Annotated in this window: 22 protein-coding genes; 9 read left to right on the forward strand and 13 right to left on the reverse strand. The window is 43.6% G+C overall.

The window, feature by feature from the left end:
* Positions 1-31 precede the first annotated feature (31 nt).
* From luxQ to ACED45_RS06620, 5 genes are all read right to left on the reverse strand, one after another.
* On the reverse strand, positions 32-2,602 hold the full coding sequence (gene luxQ / locus ACED45_RS06600; RefSeq protein WP_371713560.1) for a quorum-sensing autoinducer 2 sensor kinase/phosphatase LuxQ: 2,571 nt from the start codon (positions 2,600-2,602) through the stop codon (positions 32-34).
* Positions 2,602-3,696, reverse strand: coding sequence for an autoinducer 2-binding periplasmic protein LuxP (locus ACED45_RS06605; protein ID WP_146490048.1), 1,095 nt, complete (start codon positions 3,694-3,696; stop codon positions 2,602-2,604). The genes luxQ and ACED45_RS06605 overlap by 1 nt, the downstream gene beginning before the upstream one ends.
* Positions 3,697-4,004: 308 nt before the next feature.
* Positions 4,005-4,319: a GIY-YIG nuclease family protein gene (locus tag ACED45_RS06610; RefSeq protein WP_371713561.1), complete on the reverse strand. Its 315-nt coding sequence runs from the start codon at positions 4,317-4,319 to the stop codon at positions 4,005-4,007.
* Positions 4,320-4,976 carry a YceH family protein gene (locus tag ACED45_RS06615; protein ID WP_371713562.1) on the reverse strand — a complete coding sequence of 219 codons (657 nt, stop codon included), beginning with the start codon at positions 4,974-4,976 and terminating at the stop codon, positions 4,320-4,322. It abuts the gene before it with no gap.
* A gap of 63 nt (positions 4,977-5,039) precedes the next feature.
* Positions 5,040-5,240, reverse strand: coding sequence for a hypothetical protein (locus ACED45_RS06620; RefSeq protein ID WP_017630496.1), 201 nt, complete (start codon positions 5,238-5,240; stop codon positions 5,040-5,042).
* Positions 5,241-5,435: 195 nt separating this feature from the next.
* Here ACED45_RS06620 and ACED45_RS06625 point away from each other — a divergent pair, with 195 nt between their 5' ends.
* From ACED45_RS06625 to ACED45_RS06635, 3 genes are all read left to right on the forward strand, one after another.
* Positions 5,436-5,750 carry a DUF496 family protein gene (locus ACED45_RS06625; protein ID WP_060981617.1) on the forward strand — a complete coding sequence of 105 codons (315 nt, stop codon included), beginning with the start codon at positions 5,436-5,438 and terminating at the stop codon, positions 5,748-5,750.
* A 169-nt stretch (positions 5,751-5,919) separates the two neighbouring features.
* Entirely contained in the window at positions 5,920-6,546 is a 627-nt protein-coding gene (locus ACED45_RS06630; protein ID WP_146490045.1) for a D-Ala-D-Ala carboxypeptidase family metallohydrolase, read from the forward strand.
* A gap of 163 nt (positions 6,547-6,709) precedes the next feature.
* Positions 6,710-6,946: a hypothetical protein gene (locus tag ACED45_RS06635; RefSeq protein ID WP_371713563.1), complete on the forward strand. Its 237-nt coding sequence runs from the start codon at positions 6,710-6,712 to the stop codon at positions 6,944-6,946.
* 31 nt (positions 6,947-6,977) lie between these two features.
* Here the strand turns inward: ACED45_RS06635 and ACED45_RS06640 are convergent, their stop codons facing one another.
* Positions 6,978-9,569 (reverse strand): ATP-binding protein, encoded by a 2,592-nt coding sequence (locus ACED45_RS06640; protein WP_371713564.1) that lies wholly within the window; start codon positions 9,567-9,569, stop codon positions 6,978-6,980.
* Between the two features lie 880 nt (positions 9,570-10,449).
* Here ACED45_RS06640 and ACED45_RS06645 point away from each other — a divergent pair.
* Positions 10,450-11,886, forward strand: a complete 1,437-nt coding sequence (locus tag ACED45_RS06645; protein ID WP_371713565.1) for a glyceraldehyde-3-phosphate dehydrogenase — start codon at positions 10,450-10,452, stop codon at positions 11,884-11,886.
* Positions 11,887-12,125: 239 nt separating this feature from the next.
* Here the strand turns inward: ACED45_RS06645 and ACED45_RS06650 are convergent, their stop codons facing one another.
* Both ACED45_RS06650 and hcp read right to left on the reverse strand, forming a co-directional pair.
* Complete coding sequence (locus tag ACED45_RS06650) at positions 12,126-13,205, reverse strand: 2Fe-2S iron-sulfur cluster-binding protein (RefSeq protein ID WP_371713566.1); 1,080 nt, start codon at positions 13,203-13,205, stop codon at positions 12,126-12,128.
* A gap of 104 nt (positions 13,206-13,309) precedes the next feature.
* Positions 13,310-14,971, reverse strand: coding sequence for a hydroxylamine reductase (hcp, locus tag ACED45_RS06655; RefSeq protein WP_371713567.1), 1,662 nt, complete (start codon positions 14,969-14,971; stop codon positions 13,310-13,312).
* 273 nt (positions 14,972-15,244) lie between these two features.
* Between hcp and ACED45_RS06660 the strand changes: the two genes are divergently transcribed.
* A complete protein-coding gene (locus ACED45_RS06660; RefSeq protein WP_017061777.1) occupies positions 15,245-15,475 on the forward strand; it encodes a hypothetical protein in 231 nt (76 codons plus the stop codon).
* Positions 15,476-15,528: 53 nt separating this feature from the next.
* A complete protein-coding gene (locus ACED45_RS06665) occupies positions 15,529-16,692 on the forward strand; it encodes an alpha/beta hydrolase (protein ID WP_048617008.1) in 1,164 nt (387 codons plus the stop codon).
* A 391-nt stretch (positions 16,693-17,083) separates the two neighbouring features.
* Here the strand turns inward: ACED45_RS06665 and ACED45_RS06670 are convergent, their stop codons facing one another.
* From ACED45_RS06670 to ACED45_RS06680, 3 genes are all read right to left on the reverse strand, one after another.
* Positions 17,084-17,698, reverse strand: coding sequence for a LysE family translocator (locus tag ACED45_RS06670; RefSeq protein ID WP_017061779.1), 615 nt, complete (start codon positions 17,696-17,698; stop codon positions 17,084-17,086).
* A 127-nt stretch (positions 17,699-17,825) separates the two neighbouring features.
* Positions 17,826-18,746: a LysR family transcriptional regulator gene (locus ACED45_RS06675; protein WP_371713568.1), complete on the reverse strand. Its 921-nt coding sequence runs from the start codon at positions 18,744-18,746 to the stop codon at positions 17,826-17,828.
* The gene (locus tag ACED45_RS06680) at positions 18,740-19,201 is read right to left on the reverse strand and encodes an Lrp/AsnC family transcriptional regulator (protein WP_371713600.1); all 462 of its coding nucleotides are present in this window, start codon (positions 19,199-19,201) and stop codon (positions 18,740-18,742) included. The genes ACED45_RS06675 and ACED45_RS06680 overlap by 7 nt, the downstream gene beginning before the upstream one ends.
* A gap of 256 nt (positions 19,202-19,457) precedes the next feature.
* Here ACED45_RS06680 and yjeH point away from each other — a divergent pair, with 256 nt between their 5' ends.
* A complete protein-coding gene (gene yjeH / locus ACED45_RS06685; protein WP_371713569.1) occupies positions 19,458-20,723 on the forward strand; it encodes an L-methionine/branched-chain amino acid transporter in 1,266 nt (421 codons plus the stop codon).
* Positions 20,724-20,739: 16 nt separating this feature from the next.
* Here the strand turns inward: yjeH and pdxR are convergent, their stop codons facing one another.
* Positions 20,740-22,197, reverse strand: a complete 1,458-nt coding sequence (pdxR, locus tag ACED45_RS06690) for a MocR-like pyridoxine biosynthesis transcription factor PdxR (RefSeq protein WP_371713570.1) — start codon at positions 22,195-22,197, stop codon at positions 20,740-20,742.
* Positions 22,198-22,287: 90 nt separating this feature from the next.
* On the opposite strand from pdxR, the gene ACED45_RS06695 reads away from it, so the two are divergent.
* Positions 22,288-22,947 carry a pyridoxamine 5'-phosphate oxidase family protein gene (locus tag ACED45_RS06695; protein ID WP_371713571.1) on the forward strand — a complete coding sequence of 220 codons (660 nt, stop codon included), beginning with the start codon at positions 22,288-22,290 and terminating at the stop codon, positions 22,945-22,947.
* An 82-nt stretch (positions 22,948-23,029) separates the two neighbouring features.
* Positions 23,030-23,980, forward strand: coding sequence for an urea transporter (locus ACED45_RS06700; protein WP_371713572.1), 951 nt, complete (start codon positions 23,030-23,032; stop codon positions 23,978-23,980).
* A 10-nt stretch (positions 23,981-23,990) separates the two neighbouring features.
* Here the strand turns inward: ACED45_RS06700 and ACED45_RS06705 are convergent, their stop codons facing one another.
* Positions 23,991-24,998 (reverse strand): AraC family transcriptional regulator, encoded by a 1,008-nt coding sequence (locus ACED45_RS06705; RefSeq protein ID WP_371713573.1) that lies wholly within the window; start codon positions 24,996-24,998, stop codon positions 23,991-23,993.
* Positions 24,999-25,111 lie beyond the last annotated feature (113 nt).

Raw genomic sequence — 25,111 nt, forward strand, 5'->3', positions numbered from 1 at the left:
ACTTGATCTATAGCGCTTTCAAAGAGTCAAATTAGTATTTCGTTACATCCCAGTGTAAGTTTTTAAAATGAACAAATGCTTGGTGTAACGACTCTTCTTTAATAGGCTTTACAATCACGTAATTCGCTCCTGCAGCCATAAAGTTGTCTCTGGTTGAATCTTGAGCATCAGCGGTACACGCATAAATTGGAGCTGTGACACCAATTTCGCCTCTTAATTGCTGTGTAGTTTCAACACCACCTAGATTGGGAAGTTGGTTATCCATCAAGATAAGGTCATAGGTTGTCGCCTTAGCCATTTCTATCGCTTCTAAACCGTCTTTTGCCCAAGTAACTACCATTCCATATTTTTTGCAGAAAGCTTGAGCAATAAAGGCGTTAGTGTGATTATCTTCCACCAGCAGCACCTTCAAAGACCGGCTAAACAACGCCTCTGGCTCGATATTCACTTGTTGCTTAATGCTCAAGAGCGACTTAGAGCGCACTTCCACAGGAATTTCTATAATGAACTCCGAACCTTGTTCTATAACGCTTCGGACTTGGATGTCCCCCTCCAGCATATCGACAAGGTTTTTTACAATCGTTAAGCCCAACCCTGTTCCACCATACTCACGAGTAGTAGTCTCTTCAGCTTGAACAAAAGGTTCGAACACAGCATCAATTTTACTTTCATCGATACCAATACCTGTATCTTTCACTCGAACGACCAAACTAGCATGGTCTGAATTAAAGATACTTTCGAGTTCAAAGCTCACGGAAATGCCACCTTGGTGAGTGAACTTAAGGGCGTTACTCAGCAGGTTAAACATGATCTGGTTAAGACGCACTTGGTCGGTATTTATTTCGATGTCATCAACTATGTGATTCACAATAGTAAACGCTAATGATTTATCTTCACAAAGCGGACGATAAATGCTGTCCAACGTATTGACCAACTCCCCCAAACGGAAGTTTTTCTTTTGAATATTGAACTGCCCCTGCTCTATCTTTGAGAAATCCAAAATATCGTTAAGTACCGCAAGTAGATGCTCAGCACTATTACAAAGTACATCCACCTGTTCTCGGTTATCTTCACTGTGTATAGAGCGCTTCAGTAACTGAGAAACACCGAGAATACCGTTTAGTGGAGTACGAATCTCATGACTCATCTTAGCTAAGAAGTCTGCACGCACATTCGCAAGGTGTTCTGCTTCTTCTCTTGCTCGATCTGCTTGCCTCTCAGCTTCAATAAGCTTGGTAATATCTTGTCCTTGCACTACCACACCAGTGATACCGTGTTCAACGCTTATTGCAGACATGTTCCAGCGAAATACCTTCTTGCCAATCGGCACATTGATACCCGTTAGTTTCGAGCCTTGAACGACCATCTGAATATTCGGCAGCATTCGGGTTTCAAACTCTTGAGCCACCGATCCGTAATTGTCATCGGCATCAAATAACGCCATTCGAGCCGCGGGGTTCATCTGGATTAAGTCGCCTTTCTCAGACCAAACCAGGATCGGTGAGTGGGCAAAGTTAAAGAGATCTTGGAACTTTTGATTCTGTTCCGATAAACGCTCAAAGGTGTCTTCAAGGGTACAACCAATATGATGAAATTCGAAAATGTTAGAGCCATCGAACTTGCTGTACTCTTCGCCATCACTTGCTGAGCGAGTGAAATCCATCAGCTTATCTAGTTCAGCAGCGACCCTTCTTTGAATCCAAGTTCGCGCAAAAAAAGACATCAATATAATCACCACAATCACCACGATGATTGCGCGCTGATAATTCTCTTCTAACGCAATGAAATTGTTGTTTTTTTGAATAGCTCGAATGATTAAAGGAGTTTCAACAGCATTGATCTTAATGGTTGCGATAGTGACAAAATGACGAGGCAACTGCTCGTACATTTGATAATTGAGGATGTCTGTAATGGTATAGCTTTCATCACCACTGAATGTCGATGTAACCGGTGTACCATGCGCCTCAATAACGATATTTTCGCAGTTACTGCCCTGTTGGATTGACTCAGCCAACGAGAAGTTGTTATCAAGCACAATAGCGATGTAGAGCTGACCAAGAACTTCCCCAGTAGCGTTATCAACAATAGGGGTACGGCGAGCCAACAAGTGACGCTTACCTATATTGGTCCTCAGTTTAATAAAATGCCAATTACTGCTGAACGAAACCTCATCAGAAATATGCTTTAAGCTGGACTCATCCAAACCATAAAACTGACTGTTGCCATCTTCCCAAGCCAAACCATCGTGGGTAGAGACAAAGCGCAAATCTGGAGCATGATCAGGCTCACGTTGGTCAACACCAAAGAAAAAGTAGCTCAGAGCATCTGCATCGTTGGTATCAAAATACTCCCGTAGCGTCTCACTGTGTGAACTACTATCTTGGTGGATTTGCAACACCGACAAACGATAATCAAACATATTCTGGATCAGGCTAGAGGTTTGCTGAACCGTTCGATTAGTCTCTTGTTTGACGATGCTACTACTGGTTTCATAATTATGAATAAGCACGCCAAGTGCCATCACGCCTATCACTAAAATAATGATACGTGTAATGAGTTTTGCTAAGGTGTTCCTTGGTGTACTGGCATAGCTTTTCTTCATTATTGACCTGAGTACCTAAATGCTCGCTGTTTAAGTTCTGAAATACGTTCTGGGGAATCTTCCTTGGTCACAATTTCAAATTCACCAGAGTAAACGGTAGGTACTTCCAAACCGGCTAGATCCCACTTGATCGCCTCTGCCATCGCAATGCCCGTGTCGTCGTTCATACGCATGACAGTAACATCTAGGTCACCCCTTGCAATGGCTTCAAGTTCAGCAGAGCCGCCTCCCCAACCATTCACTAAGATGTCTTGACCCGATTCGCGGATGGCTTCCGCTGCACCAAGAGCGACATCCGTTGAGCATGCATAGATAAAGTCTAGATCCTTATCGTTCTCTATGCTGATTTTCGCCGCTTGGTAGCCACTGTCTTTGTTTGATTTGGTGTAAAACGAAGACTTAAGGGTAAAGTTCGTATCAGTATTCACTTCATGGATAAAAGTATCTCCACGCGCATCACTGATATAGCCTTGTGAGTAATACAAAACAGAATACTTACTGTTTGGTTGGCTTACTTGTTTAAAATAGTCCGCCAGTTTTAAACTGCCTGTCGCATGATCAAAACCCACATACATAAATGGCTGTCTATCTGCCCAAGCTCGCACTGGCGTTGTGATGTTTTGAAGAATCAACTTAGTATCTGTAGAGGTCAACACGTGCTCAATAAACTTACGGTGGCGCGTGGTATCTAGCGTGAAAATCAAATAATCCGTCTTGTTTTCAATCGCTTCTTGCAATGAAATGCTCTGCTGCGCGAGATCAGCATTAATACGGGTAAATACTTGATTTATTTGGTAGCGGATCTTCAGCCTATCGAGACGCTTCTCAAAAGCTTGAATATTACGAACCCAGTAATCCGAGATTTGTTGACCCGGATACACCACGGAAATCGTAATTGGCTCGTCTTGGATTCTTCTCAATGGCACAGGGTGATTTTGTACAGCCTCGACCATTTTATCGGTCAATGCTTTTTGCTCTGGAAAAGTGGAAAGATAATCTTGGTATTCCCAGTACCCATTGAGGACATGAGTACCATGGGATAGAGCGGACGCAGAAAATACGGCAAGTCCAAACAACATCAGTAAACGTTTCATATTTTTCTCGTTTTATATGAGCTACTTTGGCTCATTTTTTAACCTAGCATGACACCACCTCTTTGTATGGCTGAAAGATATTATGTAGGACAACGATGAGAAATGATAGCGTCTAACAATAATTAGAACGACATTCTAAATGAGTAACATGTTAATTTGGAATGGAGATTAAGAACAACTAGTTCAATCATGATTTCAGCCTATTAACAGTAAGAGTAATTACCATTTAAATTCATAAGCTTAGCTTGATTTATTATAGACCCTTACATTATTAAGATTTAATCAATAACAAACATTTTGGCTATGAATTATGAGACTTCGATATATTGAATTTGGTCTTCTTGCCACTCAATTATTAGTTTGAGTGATACCAATTTTTCTTTACGAGATTTGGGTAATTGTTTGATCGCGTATTCGGTTTTCAACGCCTCACTTTTTGACCTAACATCGAAACTCCAAACCAACTTAAGCGGGCCTTTACCTTTTAAGGCTTTTGCGCCTTTACCTGTCTGGTGCTGTTCAAAACGGCGATCTAAATTATTCGTCACGCCACAATAAAGGGCATTGTGACGATTGCGGATCAAGTACACGACCCAATCCGCACTTTTATCAGACTCAGACATCTAAAGCAGCGATTCAACCAGAGCCTTAAGCTGTGCCACTTCTGCTCGCAGGCTTGCGACTTCTGACTCTAATTCTTCAAACTTTTCATTCGATGCAGAAGGTGCTGCCGCGCTTACCGATGCCGTCGCAAACGCTTCAACATCCACTTCACCGCTCAACAGATGTTGATAACGTGATTCACGCTTGCCCGCTTCACGAGGTAGCTTCACGACTAATGCGCCCGCTTCTCTTGCAGCTAGCTTCTCAAGTGTCGCTTCCACCTCTTTTACATCGCTGAAGTTCGCTAGGCGGCCAGTTCGAGTTCGGAGTTCACCTGGAGTTTGAGCGCCACGCAGCAACATACAACAGATGATTGCGCGTTCTTGCTCTGTGAATTGCAAATCACCGAACTCAGTGTTGCAGAAACGATGCTGATACTTATTAACACGGCTATTGAAACTGCTTTCGTCGCTTACCATGCGACGCGAAATCAAACCATCAACCGCATCTAAAACGTCTGATTCAGACAGTGAAAGAACAGGTTCACGGTTGCTCTTTTGATTACAAGCAGTTGTTAAGCTGTTCAGTGTTAATGGGTAGTGATCGGGAGTAGTGACTTCTTTCTCGATCAAGCAACCAATAATTCTCGCTTCAATTGGGGAAAGTACTGTGTTCATCGTTTTTCCTTTTTATTATTTTGATAATTCCATCTCAACACCTAACAATGCAGCCACTTAGGACTAGTGCTCAGACAAAATCGGTACTCGTTTCTTTCTGCCTTGTTCATCAATCATTATGATCTTAGAACGGTTTAGCTCTATTTCCACGACTTCCAAATAAGTACGCTCTTGTACATACGCATCACGAAGCTTGTTTTGTTCTGCTGAAGATTCAGTGACGTTATCGTCCAATTCTTCGGTTTCTAATTGTTGTTGATTCATTTCACATTTCGTATCAATGCAGTATCTACATGGGATACTAACTTGATCGGTGAGATAAAAACAATCACACATCAGCGAGAGTGACGAATAATTAAACAACCTTACTTTTGCTTTGATCTAAAGACTGTTACATCATCAATTGATGTGCTTTAATCAGATCCAGACAATGTATTTGAAGATTAGGAAAAGGAATCTATGAGCAGCGTATTTGAAATTGTTAGCCAAGCACGACGTAAGAACAAACTTAAGCGTGAACTTTTAGACAACGAAAAGAAAGTTCGTGACAACCGTAAGCGTGTCGACCTTCTTGATAACCTACTTGATTACATCAAGCCAGAGATGACTCACGACGAGATCCTAGGCATTATCAAAAACATGAAGGCTGACTACGAAGACCGTGTTGACGATCACATCATCAAGAGTGCAGAGATCTCTAAAGCTCGTCGCGACATCAGCCGCCGCATTCGTGAACTAACAGAAGAAGACAAGCAAATCCAGGGTAAGAAGTAATCTAACCTCGTTGATTAACTTGTAATAATGTTAATAACCCATTCTTTGTAGTGGGTTTTTTTGTGCCTAAATTCTAGTGTCTATACTTAAGCGTACGTAAGTAACGATATAAAACTCAACAGCAGTATGAAACAAAATAACGAGTGAACATCAGCTATGGAGAGACCTTATGTACGCAAGTATTCTGATAACCTTAGCGCTATCAACTGCACAACCCTACCCTGAAGAGTTTGAGAAGCTTTATACCGAAGAGACAGAAATCACTTATGACGATCTCGTGGTCGATGTTCATGGCTATAAGGTTCCAACCCGCTCAGCATTTCGAGGTTGGATGCTCCTCAACCACGCTCAAGACCAAGTCAAAGCAATCGGACAACAACTCAAGGACAATGGCATAACTCAAAGCATGCCTCTGCATCTAGTCTTGCTGCAAGGGACGGATTGGGCAATGAGTAATACAACCTTGTTTACCCTCCCGAATAAGAAACATGTGCCAAACATGATCAACACCCTTAAGTACATACAGCAATATATTGAGCCTGAAATCGGTGTTGTTATACCAGTATCTGGAGAGCGAACCGATATCTACAATCAGCAAGCTGGCGGTGCACTACGAAGTAAACACTTGGAATTTTGCGCGTTGGACTTGGTTCCCGCCAATGATATTACTCGTGAAGATCTACACGTGAAGCTTAAAAAGGTTCATGCTGAATTTGGTCAGAAAAATAACGTTGGTCTAGGTTTGTATTCTGGTGTTCGGTTCCATATTGATACCTGTGGCTTTAGGCAATGGTAAAAGAACACATAAATGTCAAAACGACACGATAAAACATCGTGTCCTTTTGACTCCAATAGGCCTAGATGAAAATTAAAACACTGATAAATAACAACTTTAAACTTGGATCGCTAATTGCTATTAGTTAAGTATCAAAAGAACTATTAGTAACTAGGAATTCAATATGAAGACGATGACTCAACGCTTTCAAACTCTACTTTCTGTTTCAAACTTCAGTTTAGCTATCACCGCCTTGCTTATGCTACTCAGCATTATTGTTGCTTATCCGATGGCCGATCACTTCTCACTGCCAACTCAAATCATGGCACACATCAGCACTATCTTGGTGGCTGCATTACTAAAGATTAGTTATGTAGGTCGTTGCCTTGCACAATACAATCTTGGATTGGAAGTTCGTTAGTTTGCACATCGCTAGCCTGATAATGAAGCAGTTAAACAATATCAAGGCTACTGAAAAGATCATACAGTTGGTGAGACTTATAAGGTTTTGGTAAATAGGCATTCATGCCCGCTTCAAAGCAATCTTTAATGTCTTCTTCTAACACACTCGCGGTTAAAGCAATGATGGGTAATGGTACGGCTTGTTGAGCGGTTTCCCACTGTCGAATCGCACGAGTCGCCGTTATCCCATCCATAACAGGCATCATACAGTCCATCAAGATCGCATCAAACTGAGCACCTTGAGTAATCACGTCCACCGCTTCTTGGCCATTACTGGCAATCAAATATTCATAACCCGCTTGCTCAAGGAAGAAGCTCGCTATTTTCTGATTCATCAGGTTGTCTTCAACAATCAGAATACGTCGATTAAGAGAGCGAACCTCTTCATCTTTTGCTTCCACCGTCAGCACTTGCTCTTCACCGACATCAAGCGATTGTAAGCTGTTTAAGAACCGTCGGCCCAAAAATGGCAATGTATGAGTCGAATGAACCGTTTCTGAGATTAGATTGGTTTTAAATAGATGATGCTGACACACGATGACTCGAGTCAAAGGGTATGCTTCCTTCAACGTAGCAAGATCTTTCTCCATGGAGTGATGCAGCGTATGACAATAAAGTATGAAGTCGCTTTCTTTCAGGCTCTCATCAAGATCCGAAATGGATGACACGACATTAGGTCGAACGTTTAAGCGTTCGCATTCTTTGACCAGTTGATCGAGGTAATTGAAAGAATTCGAGATAATCGTCGCACGGCTTAGGTTGTTGAAGGTTTGAACGTGAACTTCGATAGTGTCTACATACAGACAAAATGTGAATGTAGAACCCTCCCCTTTCACTGAGCGCGCGGTAATATAACCGCCCATCAAATCAACAAGCTGTCGACAAATCGCAAGCCCTAGTCCTGTTCCACCGAATTGGCGAGTAATACTGCCATCTTCTTGAGTGAAAGGTTCAAAAATAGACTCTAACTTCTCTGGCTCAATTCCAATACCGGTATCAGACACACTGCATTCCAGCTTGCCTCTCCCCATAGACATGGGTGTATAAGCAATGTCTGTTGTAATTGTACCCTTAGACGTAAACTTGATGGCATTAGATAACAGATTAGTCAGTACCTGCCTCACGCGGTACTCATCGAAAAACAATTGTGGCGGCGTTTGAGAATCAATATTGATGTCGAGCTCGATATCCTTACTTATCGCTTTGGATAAAATCACACTTACTGAGTCGTATACCGCCTCTCTCAGATCAGCATTGTGTGGTGATAGCATTAAGTTACCCGACTCGATTTTGGACAGATCAAGGATGTCATTCAGCAGAACCAACAATGAGTGAGAAGACGATTCGATATCTCCTAACACTTCTTGTTGATTCACGCTCAGTTGGCTTTGAGATAAGATCTCAGCCATCCCAATAATCCCGTTGAGTGGCGTACGTATCTCATGGGACATATTGGCTAAAAATGCGCTCTTGGCCTTGTTAGCCGAGATCGCATCTTCTTTTGCTTGTACTAGCTCTTTGTTATGTTGATAGTTGCGCTCCATCACTCGATTTAGAGTTTCAGTGAACTCGGCAAGTTCATCATTCCCTTGAATATGAATGACCTTTGGCTTGCCGTAGCTATCTGCGCATTCAGAGACTCCTTTCAAGATAATCGATAGGTTTCGATTTAAGCGAAGAGATGTCGCTACACCAAGCCATAACAACACACCTGACACGACAAGAATAAGCAATGTCATAACCAAGGTTTGCCTTTTTTGCAGTGCTATATTTTTGGTCAGATCAAACTGTAATTGCTTAGTGTAAGCACCCACAGCCTTTGAAATCGCTAACTTCTTTCGTTCTAAACCTTCCACATGTTCATATATTTCAGGCGACGAGAAATCACCTTTGAGGATTCGAGCTGTAAAACGGTTTTGAAAGTCATCTTTAGAAAACGTACTTAATAGCTTTCTAATTTCAGGCGAACGGCTTCCAGAACGGAAAAACGTATCTAATAACTGCTGCTGCCTTTCTAAAGCACCAACATAACTCAATAAATATTGTTCTATCAGCCTTGGAGCACGATACAAGCGGTAACTCAACCACACTTCTCGCTGAGTCCAGAACACATAGTGCGTGAGATTGACAAACATCGCGTCAGCTTGACCGATCTTTTCATCCACTATGTTAAGACGATATTCAGATAGCTCCATTAACACATCTTTCAATAAGTCAAAGGCCTGCTCTGTTAGCTGTGTGTTGTTGTCAGTAATCAATGATGCGCTGTTATTAATATTCGAGGTCGCACTAGCTAAGTTTGCTAAAACCTCCTTAAGCTCAACCAATTGTGATTCAACACTCCAATTACTGTCTAGCTGTTGCAGTTGTGCCTCATACTGAGTGAGTCTATCCAATTCCGTATGCAGCTTTAAGAGCAGCTGACCTTTCTCAAGGGAGTCATTAGACAAAACTAACCATCGATAAGCATCACTTGAAACCGTATTAAAAGATTGAAGCGCTTCAACTTTAATGCGTGTTGTTTCGAGGTGGTTCATCTTCTTATCGTTCTTAAGCACTTCATTTACTGTAAAACCAAACATGATGAATACAGAAACCGTGGAAAGAAATATAAGGCGCCATCTAATTGACATATTTATCATTTTTATAACCACTCCCTTCCCGAAAGTAATTTTACCTAGCCCAAGTTAAGAATAGGACATTAACAGAGGGTTATTGATCAAATTGGATATGAACAAACGATACTCTGAACCCAGAACGAAAAATTCGAAGAACAGAGCTTTAAAGCTGAGAGGCGTGCTTTTGCTAAGTGAAGTTTAGAAAAGCGAGGTTTCAGTGGGCAAAATGTAAACAAAAGATGTTTTCTCAAGTTATTATCACCCACATAACAAGTGAACGGCCACATTTAGAGGCTCAACTAGACTGTAAATAATGACTCTGCGCGCTAACAAAGCGGATAGTTAGGGTAAAATTGTGACATCCAATCGTTTGCGTGATGCACTTTTCACGCTCAAGCTAGGCTTATTCAAAGGTCGAACAACAATACTGGTTGATTCCCTTATTTGTCGTTTACTGTTTACGTGTAACTTGAGTTATCGATCACACCTTTAATGTTCATTATGACCTGCATTACATATTATCTTTTGAATTGAGTATTTTTTTACGAAAAATAAGTGCTACAGATTGTTAAAGTCAATAGTCTTTATCGACGTTCAAATCTTGATTTATGGCTAACATAAGGACAATTTACAGATATTTTGTCTGCATTTATTTTTCCTAGCAGAATAACCCGTCATACCTTACAATCCTGCCACATAAAAATCACAAGTTACACACAAGGTATATCAGCACATTCAAGTGGCAATAAAGACCACAGCCTGATACCTCAAATCCCCTATGCTGATTGGCTTCCCTACAACCGCCATGAATGCAGAAACTTAACGTGAAAGGTCCCGAGTAAAGATGAGTCCCGAAAAGCACCTCCTAGATTGGCAAACTAGTCAAACCATTGCTGAATCCATCGCTCCAACTTTAGGTCAGTTATACCGTCAAAAAGGCGTAGAAGTTATCCTCTTTGGTAAGACCCTAGTTAACGCGACAACTATCGACATCATCAAAGCTCACCGCATCGCAAAACGTTACACTGGTTCTCCTCTTACAGCAGAACAGACTCAACCCATCATTCAACACCTTCTTTCTATGGACTTGTCTCCATGTCGTATCGATGTTGGCCGACTTGCTCATTCATTCTGGCAAGATCGCGAAGACACACACGGGTTGGATGATTTCCTAAAAACTGCACTTATCGAATCGCTTGAAGGCGATGCGATGACAGAACCTCGTGACGTTGTATTGTACGGTTTTGGTCGTATTGGCCGACTGCTAACTCGCCTGTTGATCGAGAAAAGTGGGCCGGGTTACCCACTGCGTTTGCGTGCCATCGTTGTACGTGGCGGCAAAGATGGCGACCTAGAAAAACGAGCAAGCCTGCTTCGTCGTGACTCTGTACACGGCCAATTCAACGGCAGCATCGTGGTAGACCAAGAACGCAAAGCGATCATCGTTAACGGTAACTTCATCCAAGTTATCTACGCAAACAAACCAGAAGAAGTGGATTACACGACTTACGGTATTGAAAACGCACTTGTGGTTGATAACACAGGCGTATGGCGTGACGCGGAAGGCCTGAGCCAACACGTTGCGTGTAACGGTGCGAAGAAAGTTTTACTGACTGCGCCAGGCAAAGGCGACATCAAGAACGTGGTATTTGGTGTGAATGAAAATGTTATTCAGCCAGAAGACACCATCATCTCTGCAGCAAGCTGTACAACCAACGCTATTACACCTGTATTGAAAGCGGTTCACGACAAGTTTGGCGTACTGTCTGGTCACATCGAAACGGTTCACTCATTTACCAATGATCAAAACCTAATCGACAACTTCCACTCAGGTGATCGTCGTGGTCGTGCTGCTTCATTAAATATGGTTCTGACATCGACTGGCGCAGCTAAAGCGGTATCAAAAGCGATGCCAGAAATGGAAGGTAAGCTAACAGGTAATGCGATTCGCGTACCTACGCCAAACGTTTCAATGGCTGTAGCTAACCTAAACCTTGAGAAAGGCACAAACAAAGAAGAGTTGAACGAGTACCTACGTGAAATGGCGCTGTCTTCTGCTTTGTCTGCACAAATCGATTACACAGACTCGACTGAGATTGTATCTACGGACTTGGTTGGCTCTCGTCACCCAGGTGTGGTTGACGGTGTGGCGACTATCGCAAAAGACAACCGTGCCGTGCTGTACATTTGGTACGACAACGAGTTTGGCTACAGCTGTCAGGTTGTTCACTGTATGGAACAGATGATGGGTGTACGCTACAAGACATACCCTGAAGTTTAATCAACTTCGCTCTTGTAGATACGTCCATCGCAAAAAGCTCCACAACATAATAACTATATCTGCGAAGTCTGTATGGGCTTCGCAACCCCTTTTGTTTTACTCCCCCGTATAAACAAGAGGGTTGCCACTTAGATCTGCTCTCTCTAACGGATCTAGGTGGCCTTTTTACATCTAGCGCCCTAGCTTTTATCGCTATTGCAAGACCTTGTCTTCATCACTCTTGCACAGCTTCACTTCTGTTATAACTCAACCTCAACATCTGACTGAATCGAGCTTGAACATGCAAGCACGTACCCCTGTTCAATCTGTTCTGGCGTCAATGTTTCTTGACTGCTTGATTCAACAGACCCTTTGGTCACTTTGCATTTGCAAGAACCACAGATCCCACTACGACAAGCGATAATAATTGGAACGCCTGCTTTTTCTAATGAATCCGCCAATGGTGTGCCCGCTTCCGCTTCAACTTCTGCGCCAAACGCAGGTACAAATACCTTAACAGTCCCATTCGAATCCGCAGACCCTTCTGCTTGTGATTCTGCTGAGGCAGTATTGCTATTAGCTAGTGAATTATTGCTTTGAGTTGCTGGCGTAAAACTTTCCTGATAGAAGTTTTCCATGTTGAACTCTAGTTCTTTCAGGTAACTTTCTATGTCTTGCATAAAACCGACAGGCCCACACAAGTAAACAGTTCTGTCTAAGATATCTGGGCTCAGTTTTACCAACCAGTTCTTATCTAAACGACCTTGAGGAGCTGTTGTTCCCTCACTGTCTTTCAGAAGTAATCTTAAATTGAAGTTCGCGTGCGCTTCATCCATTTTATGAAGCTCTTCAAAATAGATAGTCTCAAGCTTGTTACGTGCCATGTGAACGAAATCTATCTCGATGTCACTACCTTGAGCGAGCCAGTATTTTGCCATCGCCATCACAGGTGTGATGCCGCAGCCCGCACTCACTAGCGTTACTTTTTTCGTCGCCGTTGGCATGCAATCAATACAGTTAAACACACCTGCAGGTTTCAATACTGAAACCTCATCACCTTCGTCAAGTTCATCAACAATAAAGTTCGAAACCAAACCACCTTCCACACGCTTTACCGTCAACTTCAGGCGGTTATCTTCCGGGCAAGAGGCCACAGAATAGGCACGGTAATCCGTTTTCGTCGGCATATCCAAACCCAGAGTAATAAATTGCCCTGGCTTAAAATTAAAATGTAAGTCTTGTGGAATACTACCAAGCTCAAAGCTGACCGTATCTGGCGTCTCGTGCCATTTCTTTAAACACACTAAATTGATTGAATCGCTATCCGACCATGCATACATAGTTCACGCACCTTGCTGATGACTAAAGATTTAAATCTAAAAAGCCCCGCCGTTGACTGTTTTATTAAAAACGTCACAACAACGAGGCTTCAGGTTGGCTTAAATTAAGCTGCTAAGATTGTTTTAAGATCTTGATCTGGCGTTGTGATAGAACGCATATCGAACTCATCTTGAATAATCTTTAGTAAGTTTTCTGTTAGGAATGCAGGTGCAGTTGGACCAGTGTAAATGCCTTTCACACCCAGAGCGAACAAAGTAAGCAGGATAACGATCGCTTTTTGCTCGAACCAAGAAAGAACCAGTGTTAGCGGTAGTTCGTTGATGCCACAATCAAACTCTTGCGACAGCGCAAGAGCAAGCTGAATCGCTGAGTAAGCATCGTTACATTGACCAACATCGAGCAGACGTGGAATACCGTTAATGTCACCGAATTGGTTTTTGTTGAAACGGAATTTACCACACGCCAATGTCAGGATTACTGAATCTTCTGGTGCTTGAGCTGTGAAATCTGTGTAGTAGCTACGTTCAGATTTGTCGCCATCACAACCACCCACAAGGAAGAAGTGCTTGATGTTGCCTTCTTTCACTTGTTCAACAACCGCAGGCGCAGCTTCCATCAAAGCATTACGACCAAAGCCGACAGTGATCATTTGCTCGATCTCGTCATGCTTGAAGCCTTCTTGCGCAAGAGCACAATCAATTACTGCACTGAAATCGTCACCTTCAAGGTGAGCAACACCCGGCCAGCCTACGATGCTACGCGTAAATAGGCGGTCAGCGTATGAGCCCACATCAGGATTAAGCAGACAGTTCGATGTCATTACGATCGCACCTGGGAAGTTCGCAAATTCTTTTTGCTGGTTCTGCCAAGCACTACCGTAGTTACCCGCAAGGTGTGGATATTTGTTCAGTTCAGGGTAGCCGTGTGCAGGTAGCATCTCACCGTTGGTGTAAACGTTAATGCCCTTGCCTTCCGTTTGTTGAAGGATCTTTTCTAGATCATGCAGGTCGTGACCAGAAACAAGGATACAGTGACCTTGCTTCGTCTTCACATTCACAGTTGTTGGTTGAGGGTGACCGAAGGTATCTGTCTCGCCTTTATCCAGCATTTCCATGACTTTGTAGTTCATCAAGCCAATCTGCATAGACGTATCTAACAGTTGTTTTAGGTCTGATGGATCCGTACCTAGGAAAGCCATGATTTCATGGTATTCAGCAAAGATAGCATTGTCAGTTTGACCAAGAACACGTGCGTGCTCCATGTAAGCTGCTGCACCTTTTAGCCCGTAAAGACAAAGAAGGCGAAGACCAATCACATCTTCGTGTTGAGAGTCGTGACCACGGTTTACCGCCGCTTGAGGGGCAAGCGCCAATAGCTCTGAAGAGTCCGTTGGAAGGTCGAATTGAGCAGCAGCAGAAAGCGCTGGGATCTCAAAACCAATCAATGTCGCTGCCGCGCGAACCTGTTGTTCTAAGCGCTGCTTAAATTCATGAGATTGCTGTGCAAATTCAATGATACGAGCAGGGTCGAAGTTAACGTTGGTTAATGTTGCGAAAAACGCTTTTGGCGCCCACTCGTCGATTTCAGTATCAATAACATCACACGCACGGCCCAAATTGGCCCAAAAAGAAACACCTTGAAGAGAATGCACCAACACGTCTTGAAGGTCGGATACTTCAGACGTTTTTCCACACATGCCTTGTGCGAAAGAACAGCCTTTTACGGTTGGGGTTTGAATTGTTTGTTCACATTGAATACAAAACATATAAGGGCTCCAGTAATTTTTATTAACTGTAAGTACTTTGCTTACAGTGACTTATTCCAAACCCTATAGAGCATTAAGCGTGCCAACCTTTAAATTATTGATTTTATTTAACTTAGTTTTATTCCATATTTTTAGTGCGTGATTATGACTACATATAAACTCCCTAACAGCACACATCCGTGTCATAGTGACTCTCTGAGATTTATTAACGACGTTCATGTTTCGTTCAGAATAGAAGCGATAAAGTAACAACATAGAAAAAGAGGAATGAATATGAAAAATATATTAGTTACGATTGTTGCATTGTTTACTGGCCTTTTGGCGTTATTCACAAGCTTGATCCTTGCTATTCCTTTAGCTATTGCAGCTTTAATTACTGGCAAGCGCATTCAGAATCAAATGAAGAAACAAGGTTTCGCAGCACATATGAACACTCGTCAGTCATCAACCAATGATGCCGGTGTTATTGAAGGTGAATACGAAGATCTTTCAAGCAAAAAGTAACCTAAACTTTAGTTTCAGACATAGTGAAAGCACAACAGAGACAAAATTACATAATGCAAAGAAAGCCCCTGCTAGCACTGCTGGCCTTAACGACTTTAAGTCTCGTTGGTTGTTCCAACGAGACACCGATACCCGCTTACGAAACATCTCCAGACTTACCTAGCTATCAGCAAGACAGCTTCGATGCCTACGTTAATGACACCCAAGATTGGTTATTGAAAAACCGTGTGTTCATGACGGAAGACAAGCAACTCGAGATCCAACTCAATTCACCAACCGAGTATCAACCAACCTCGCCAAACGGTAAGGCGGTGTTATTGGTTCATGGATTAGGCGACTCACCTTATTCATTTAAAGACATCGCTACGCATTTGGCAGAGCAAGGTTACTTAGTGAGAACCGTATTACTTCCGGGTCACGGCAGTCGCGTGGGTGATTTAATGCAGCCGAGCCTAGAAGATTGGCAAGGTGTGGTAGCTCATCATACGAAGTTACTTGAGCAAGAGTATGATTCTGTTTGGCTAGGCGGCTATTCAACCGGCGCGAACCTCGTGACTTCACAGGCGATGAACGATCCTAAGATCTCTGGGTTACTGTTGTTCTCTCCTGCGTTTCAACCAAGCTCGTCTGCTGTTCAATACGCAGGGCTAGCAAGCTACTTTGTCACTTGGGCTGATCAAGATCCTGAAGACAATGTGTTGCGTTACAACTCGTTGCCAATGAACGGAGCCTCGGTTTACTACGAGACATCAGAAGTCGTACGTGATGACTTACAAGATAAACACTTCGACAAGCCCGTATTTATTATGATGAGTGAAGGCGACAGCGTGATTGATACCAACTACGTTCAGCAAGCCTTTACTGAATCAATGCCGAATCCAAACAATGTGTTGGTTTGGCAAGGAGAGACGACTCTCGAGGATCCTCGCGCTGTTCAGTACAGCATGAAAATTCCAGAGCAACGTATCTCGAACGGCTCTCACATGGGCTTACTGTTCTCACCAAATAACCCTTATTACGGAATCAATGGTAGCGAGAAGATTTGCTCCAATGGTCAGGCAGAAGGCTTTGAAGAACAATGTAACGCAACCAGTGAGGTTTGGTATTCAGCTTGGGGCTATCGTGAAGAAGGGAAGAACCATGCGCGTTTGACCTACAACCCCTACTTCTCAGACTCGATGGCGAAGTTAGATGCCGTGCTGAACTCTGAAGGCTAATACGCTCAAGCCTTTCGAAACCAATCCATAGAACTCAAAAAGGCTCACTAGATAACCTCTAGTGAGCCTTTTTAATGAGTGTCGTTTCTGGTGAACGTCTAGGGTCTGTTGACCTTTAGAGCTGATTTTTGCAGCACTTTGTGGGAAATTTCTACAAGGCAGAGGCTTTGAAGTGTAGCTAGCCTATATGAGAAGCCGATAACGCAGTAGAAATGAACCACAAAGGCTGCCCGAAGGGTTCGGCTAGAATCGTTTTATGCTTTGTTAAGAAGTATTAACTTAGAATGACTAGGCTACATACTCCTTGCCGCGCCTAAAACGATTCTATCTCGAACAAAATTTAACCACTAAAAGTTAACAGACCCTAGTTACTTATTCTTATCACGCACTGCTATATCGTCCACACCACGCGAACAGCAAGCAAGATCAACACCACGCCAGATAGTCGATCAATCAACTGAGCTTTCGAGCGAATACGTTCAACAATCAACGGGCTAGACAGTACCAAGGTGATAAAGGTGTACCAAAGACCGTCGACAATCAGCGGTGTTGAGACAATGATAACCTGATTGGTCAGTTCATTACCTAGCGCAACAAATTGGCTAAACAGAGCGATGAAGAACAACGCGATCTTTGGGCTCAAGATAGAGATCAAGAAAGCCTCACGAGCAGACTGCATGTAACTCATCTTCTCACCTGCTTCTAATTTCGCGGCAACACCACCTTTCGAACGCAACGCGTTTACGCCGAGATAAAGCAGATAAGCAGCACCCGCTAAACTAATACCTTTAAACAACATTGGGGATTGCTCAAGCACAACAGCTAAACCAACAATGGTTGCGAACGCATAAATACCGATGCCAGCAGCGTGTGACCAAGCTGCGATAAGCCCGTTCATACGTCCACCAGCCAAACTGTGTTTAGCGATCATCGCCAAGCTTGGGCCCGGAGACATTGCACCCAACAAGCAAATCGCTAATAAAGAAAACCAAATTGTTACTGTCATCATTCCATTCCTAATAAAATAAAGCGTTCCAGCTGCACGCTCTACGCTTAATACTCAATACTTGGCACTTACCATAATCCGCAGAACATATCATTTGAAATCAAAGGTTATCATTACACCTATGATTTCAAATCATACTGATATTGTAACTCGACTTTTGCATGGCTTGGAATGCTTTTTCTCGCGCCCATTTGTGGGCAGAGTCGTTGTCATATTTAGGGTGCCACATTAACCAATAGGTATGCATTTCCGTATCAAATGGCAACGAAAAGTAGGTAGTATCGAGGTGTCGACCTAGGTTATAGGCGATATGTTCTGGCACGATCATCAAGTAGTCGTCTTGCATTAACACAGTACCTGCGGATGAAAAGAACGGGACCTGCAAAGCTACTCTTCGCTTCAGCCCTTGCTTCTTCAATGCTATGTCCGCGTAGCTGTCTTTATCTCCACCACCCGTCACTTTGATGTGAGAGTAGCTGACGATATCTTCTGCACTCAAAGCCGATTGGTGGGCTAAAGGATGCGACTTGCGCATCAAACACACCGATTTATCTTCACCAAGCTTAATGCTTGATACATGTTCTGGCTTTGTGGGAAACATACTGGAAGCCAAATGAATACCCGACTCGTTCAGAGCTTCAAGGTAATTTGGCTGCCACAAACGGAAGGCCAAATTAATGTTCGGGGCTTCGGCGGACACCTCTGCAACAATAACAGGAAGAATATACTGAGCCACATAATCACTCGAAGACAATACCAGTTCACCCTGCCAGTCTTGCGGTTCAAAGGGTTTATCGTCTAAAAGGTGGTCGAACTCTCCAAGCAAGTCATCGAGTTTGCCTTTGAGCAACAAAGCACGGTTAGTCGGAACCAGTTTGTTGCCATCACGAACCAGCAAAGGATCGCCACATAGATCTCTAAGCTGAGCCAGTTGACGGCTCACCGCCGACTGCGTGATGTGCAAACGCTGAGCTGTTCGACTGACATGACACTCTTCAAGAAGCACGTGCAGAGAGCGCAGTAGGTTTAAGTTGATATTACCTAACATGAATGCACCGTCGCATTCTGTTTGTTGAAAAATTCCGTCAAGACAGTATGAGTCATAAGGTGTCGAAGCTCTGGGTAGCTTTGCAGCTGGTCGCGAATTTGGTTCAAACGCTCCATGCTTTCAACTTCAACATAAAGCATCATGTCAGTCTCACCGCTAATAGAGTGGCACCATTGCACCTCATCAATACTCTGGATTCGTGTCGCGTAAGACTCACAACTATGGTCGCTGCTCGACATGTCGAACTTCAACAAGATGTAAGCGCACACATTCTTCGTTTGGTTGGGCTTTGCCACTTTAGCACAATAACCCGTAATCACTTTGTCGCTTTCCAGTTTCTTGATTCTGGCATTCACCGCCGAACGCGAAAGACTGACATCTCGGGCGATATCGCTCACTGAGCATCGTGCATTGGTTTTGAGAATATCCAAAATTTGGCGATCAAATTTATCCATGCTTCTGATTCTTTCCATTTATTGTTCTATTTATAACGCCTAATTTGACACAACTTTCCTACTTATAACAACCATTATGACAGCCGACACTTTCACGCTTAATCAAATTAAAACCGTTAAATTGACGGTGTCTTAAGACGTTTCGCTAGCTGTATTATTGATGTCGACAATGTATGCTCTCATTCATAGCATCACCCATACATCAGAAGACAGGCACAAGAAGGCCGATATAATAAGCCAATAGCTAGGAGAGCGAATGACACAACTCAAACAAGAAATCACGCTTATTTCAGGAATCGGACAACTCTCGACTACCTTGCTAGGCACTGGATTATTTATGATCCCTGCGATCGCAGCAGGCATTGCAGGACAGTTATCACTACTCGCGTGGTTAATCCTGTTTATCGCTATTTGCCCGATTGCACTAACCTTTGCCGCATTAGGAAAACGCTACCCCAATGCAGGTGGCACGGCCTATTTTGTGCGCCAGGCATTTAGCGAGCGATTAGAAACCAGCGTGGCTTGGTTGTTTGTGAGTGTGATTCCTGTCGGTATTCCGGCTGCGATTGCATTGGCTGGAGGTTTTGCACAACAACTATTGCCAGCACCACTCGACACACCACTTGGCGCTCAGTCCTTTACCGTCGCTCTGCTTATTGCCGTCAATTTGATGGGCAGTAAGTCTTCTGGTCGCTTGCAAACGGTGATTGCCTTGTCGATTTTTGCCTTGGTTAGCGCCTTTGTTTGGAAAGCCGACATCACTGCAGCTGACATCGCAGTTCCGACCATGACGTCCGATTCGATGTGGTCGATTGGCGCAGCCTTAGCGGTGATGTTTTGGTGCTTTGTCGGAATAGAAGCTTTTGCTCACATGGGAGAGGAATTCAAAAATCCACAACGTGACTTCCCAATCGCCATCATTGCAGGCTGTTTTGTTGCGGGGCTAGTGTATTGGGCTTGTTCAGTAGTGATTCTTAAGCTGGGTGCTTTCGGTTCATCTGAATTCGATGCCGCATCCATCCCTTGGGTAACAGAACAACTGTTTGGTAATGGCTTCAAAACCGTCATCAGCGTGCTGGGGTTCTTTGCTTGCTTTGCCAGCCTAAACCTTTACACACAAAGCCTGTCTCGGATGATCTGGGCTCAGGCCCGCCAACACAGCCCTGCAAGTCGAATGGCTCAACTGAACAGCCGCGGCGTGCCGCTCTACCCAACGTTAGCAATTGGCTTTGTCGTGCTTATTTCGTGTGTGATTGGTGAGCTGTCTAATTTAGACCTTGAGTTCTTTCTCAAGCTCGCCAACGGTATTTTTGTTCTGGTTTATCTGCTCGCGATGTTAGCCGCTTGCCGATTACTGACAGGCGCATCTAGATACACAGCCATGCTCTCGCTAGTCATCTGTACCTTGGTGTTTATCTGCTTAAGTTGGTCGATGCTCTATGCCGTGACTATTTTTGTGACATTGTCACTCCCTTGGCGAAAGTGGTTGGGTAAACCCACCGTTTCTGTCGACAAGCTGTAAACGATACCTACCAATATCACTGATAGAAAAGCCGAGCGATCTGTTTGATCTTCGGCTTTATCTCAGCCAAACGGATATTTCCAAACCCCAACACCGCCCCACTCCAATCACGAGCATCACTTGATCCATATTCATAAAAATCAAACGGACGAATGATGATATTTTCAAGCTCTGCTCTGTGGCTCCACTCATGTTCAGATATACCTTGATACCACTTCACGGTCACATGTAACCCTGCCGCCTGACTGATCACTTCAAGATCGCCATGAAACTCGCTTTCAATCGCTTCTATCATGGCTTCATACTTGAGTTTGTATGACCGACGCATCTTTCTAATATGACGCAGCAAGTCGCCTTCTCGAACAAAATCCGCCAAAGCTTCCTGTGTGTGGGATGCCGTGTCTCCCGTTAACGCGTCTTTGATCTCAAGACACTTCGCCACCAGACTTTCTGGCACCACTAAGTACCCTAATCGAAGGCCATTGAACATCACCTTACTCAGAGAGCCGACATAGATGATGCGATCATCGAATCCCAACTTACCCGCCAAACCTTGCATGCTGGTATAAGGGCGATGAGCAAACTGGAACTCACTGTCGTAGTCATCTTCAATGATCCATGACTGATGTTGATTGGCCCAATCGATCAGTTTAAGGCGTTGCTCAGTATTTAAAGTCGTGCCCATTGGGTATTGATTACTCGGTGTGACATACAGAGCCTTAGCGTTACTGGACAACACTTTTTCAATATCTAGCCCCACCTTTTCACGCACACTCACACCATCCAGCTCTAGTCTCAACAGATCGATAATTTTATGCACTTGTCGATAACCGGGTTCTTCCACGAGGATTTTGTCGCCCATCGCTAACGTTGCCATCAAACCAATTGAGATGGCTTGCTGAGCACCTGCGGTGATGATGATTCTATCCGCACTACAATGAACTGAACGACTGCTTGCAAGATACCCACTCAAAGCTTCTCTCAATGCTAAGCTTCCCTGAACCTCTTGATTGCCCGCAATGTTCTGGCGTGTAGAGTGGCGTTGCAGCAACCTCTGCCATTTAGCAAAAGGGAACGTATCTAAGTCTGGGACTCCGGGGGCAAAACTGCGGTTAATATCGTTAGGTGTCGCTATGTTTGCACTCGGTTGACTGACTGTTTGTTTAACCTTCGCATCCTGAATACTGTTTGGCTTAGACAAACTTAGAAAGTGTTCTGGTTGTTCAACCGAGACATAAAACCCTGAGCCTTGCTTACTCTCGATATAGCCTTCAGTGACCAGTTGTTCATACGCATAAATCACAGTATTTCGACTCACCGATAACTCGACGGCCAACTTACGTGTTGAAGGCAACTTACTGCCCTTGCTCCATAAATCTTGAACGATCTTCTCTCTTATCGCGTGGAACAATGCGGTTTGACGCGTGTCGTGTTGTTCATCTAACTGTAGGTCACCGACATCAATAGGCTGCATAACTGGATCCAAATAGTGTTTAAAAGTGGCTCTATTTAATAGACCAGTTAATCGCTACATTAATCAAAAGGCAATGATTAAGGAGCGATTATGTTATCTAACACGAAAAGAACCACGATTAAAAAAGGGGCTCACAAAGCTGTATTTGAACAAGAGAAACTGCACCAAATTATTGATGAGAGCTTAATCGCACACATTGCATTGCAAGGCGAACAAGGACCAATGATCATCCCGATGCTCGCGTGGCGAGTGGATGATATGGTCTACATTCATGGAGCTAAAAACAGTCGCCTACTAAAAGGGCTAAAAAAGGGAGAACCAACCTGTTTAACGTTCACCTTGTTCGATGGTTGGGTGTTGGCTCGTTCGGCATTTCATCACAGCGCGCATTATCGTTCTGCTGTGGTGTTGGGGTCATTTTCAGTCATCGATGACAACCAAGAAAAGGATCGCTTGTTGAATATCTTTATTGAGCAAATCGCGCCGGGCAGAACCGATGAAGTCAGGCTCAGTAATGAAAAAGAACTCACCGCAACCGAGTTATTGGCGATCCCTTTGACGGAAGCCTCCGTGAAGATTGGTAAACATGGAGTGAATGATGATAAAGCCGATATGGACATTCCAGTATGGGCTGGCGTATTGCCTTATCGAACGATTGTTGGGCCTTTAGAAACCGTTCCAGAACAAGAAGGCATCATTGAAACACCAGATTACCAACAAGCTTATGGTGAACGTTGGTATCAGAATTAACACTCGAAGATGGTGAACTTGATAAAATTGTATACAATCTGACTTACAAAAATTTAACATGACTCAATAATGTAATCAGACGATGAAAACGAACAAGGATATTCTGCCATTTCAAGGCTTGCTCAATGGCATTGGGCAAGTCTATTTCACACAGTCTGTCATGACGTCGACTTTGCTGTTGCTTGCCATTTCTATTGAGTCACTTGCACTGGCTTTTCTTACCTTGCTTGGCGCTAGTTGCAGCTTTGCATTGGCCTTCTATGGCTATATGTACACCAACACCAACACCAACACCAACACCAACACCAACACCAACAAGTCAGTTGACGACATTGATAGTGGAATGTACGCGCTAAATGGGGCTTTGATTGGTTTATTTATCGGTAACTTTTTTGGTGTGACACCATTATTGGCTTTAGTGACTGTGTTAGGTGCATTAGTCACGGTGCCGATTGCCCACATCGTATTCAGTTTTAAGAAATATCGCGGTTACACTAGCGCCTTTATCCTCACCACTTGGTTGATTTATATTATCCAATCAGCCTTTGAGCTATCAGCGTTTTATGCAACTGATTCCGCACTGATGCCACTCATCAGTATTGAGGCTAGCTCATGGTTCAACCTGCCGACAGTGGTGACCCCGTTGTTAAAAGGGATAAGCCAAGTCAGCTTCATAGAAAATGCGTTGTCGGGGCTAGTTATATTGTTTGCCATCGCACTCAACAATATCAAGCATGCCATTTGGGTTGTGCTCGCAGTAATAATTAGCACCGTATTTAGCGGTTTGATTGGCGTTTCTAACGAACTGGTAGCCCAAGGTCTTTACGGGTACAACGCCATCCTTGCTACTCTAGCACTTGTGCTCTATCCACGAGTCCCTTGGCCGTTAATCCTATTAGGCATGCTGTTAAGCTGCCACATCACACTCGGTTTTCATGAACTGTCACTGTTACCACTCACCGCCCCTTTCATTTTGAGTACTTGGGCTGTGGTTTACTTGTCCAGCCTGATCCATAAACGAACCATAAGTTAGCTCTGTATAGTTACAGGCCGGTTTTTAAGCGCTCAACATATTGCTTGGGGGTCAAACCTCGATGTTTCTTAAACATCCGATTAAAGCTCGCGACATTGGTATAGCCGAGCCTCGTCGCGACTTCTTTTATTGGCACTGAATACATCAACAACTCCACCGCCACGTTACTTAACGCATAGCCCATAATGGTAGAAAAGTTGATGCCTAAGTTATGCAATCGACGTTGAAATTGCTGTTCAGATAACCCAAGCAAACTCGACACTTTATGCAGCGTTGGCAGGCCGAAATGGCGACTGTAATTGATCATCTCATAGGTCACCTTATGCTCATCCGCGGCATCCGGCATGTTGAGGTAATTATCTAAGTCATGAAAATTCATGGCCAAGCTCATCTTGCCGTTCGAAGGGGCTTGATTGCTCGATAACCTCGACTGGCTTGGTATCCAAATTTCAGTTCGTGGCTGGCCCCACTGAATATTGCACCCAAAATACTCTTGATAGAGTTGAGTGTTCTCGCGATAACCTGCGATAGAGACAGCTGCGGGAGTAAAGTCATCTCCCAAGTAACGCCTTAATATCTTCATCATAAAGATGGCAACTCGAATTGAGTCATGAACTTTACCCACCTCAGTATAAGCAGGATTGTCGTAGCACCATTTGATGAAATTACCGACTTGAGCACCATATAGGAAAGCCCCAGACTGCAAACAGTGCAATCCGATGTTCACTCGGCGTATGGACGACGCCAGATCGTGCCCCGAGAAAAACCAGTTAGAGAGAGGGCCTAGCCTTTCAATATCCACTCTATCAGCCAGCTTCAAGATAATATCGGAATCATCGGTTTGTTGTTCAAGCAAGCCATACCATTTGTCCACTTCACTTACGGGGATAAGGTTCATCGGGTTATTAAACACCGATTTAGGAATACCTAATTGCTCAGTATTCACAGCCTTATTAGTCGTTGCGTATTGGTAAATACCCCAAATACCCAATGCTCTTAAGAAGTTACAATTGTTCATTAGCCACCATACTTAGAAGTCACTATTACAGATCAAATCATAATGACATCATTATTAAAGTAATTAGTAAATTATCAACTTCTAAATCTGATATCAATCACACTCGGTGCTCA

Origin of the sequence: Vibrio crassostreae, assembly GCF_041439375.1 — a bacterium.
Lineage (GTDB): Bacteria > Pseudomonadota > Gammaproteobacteria > Enterobacterales > Vibrionaceae > Vibrio > Vibrio crassostreae_D.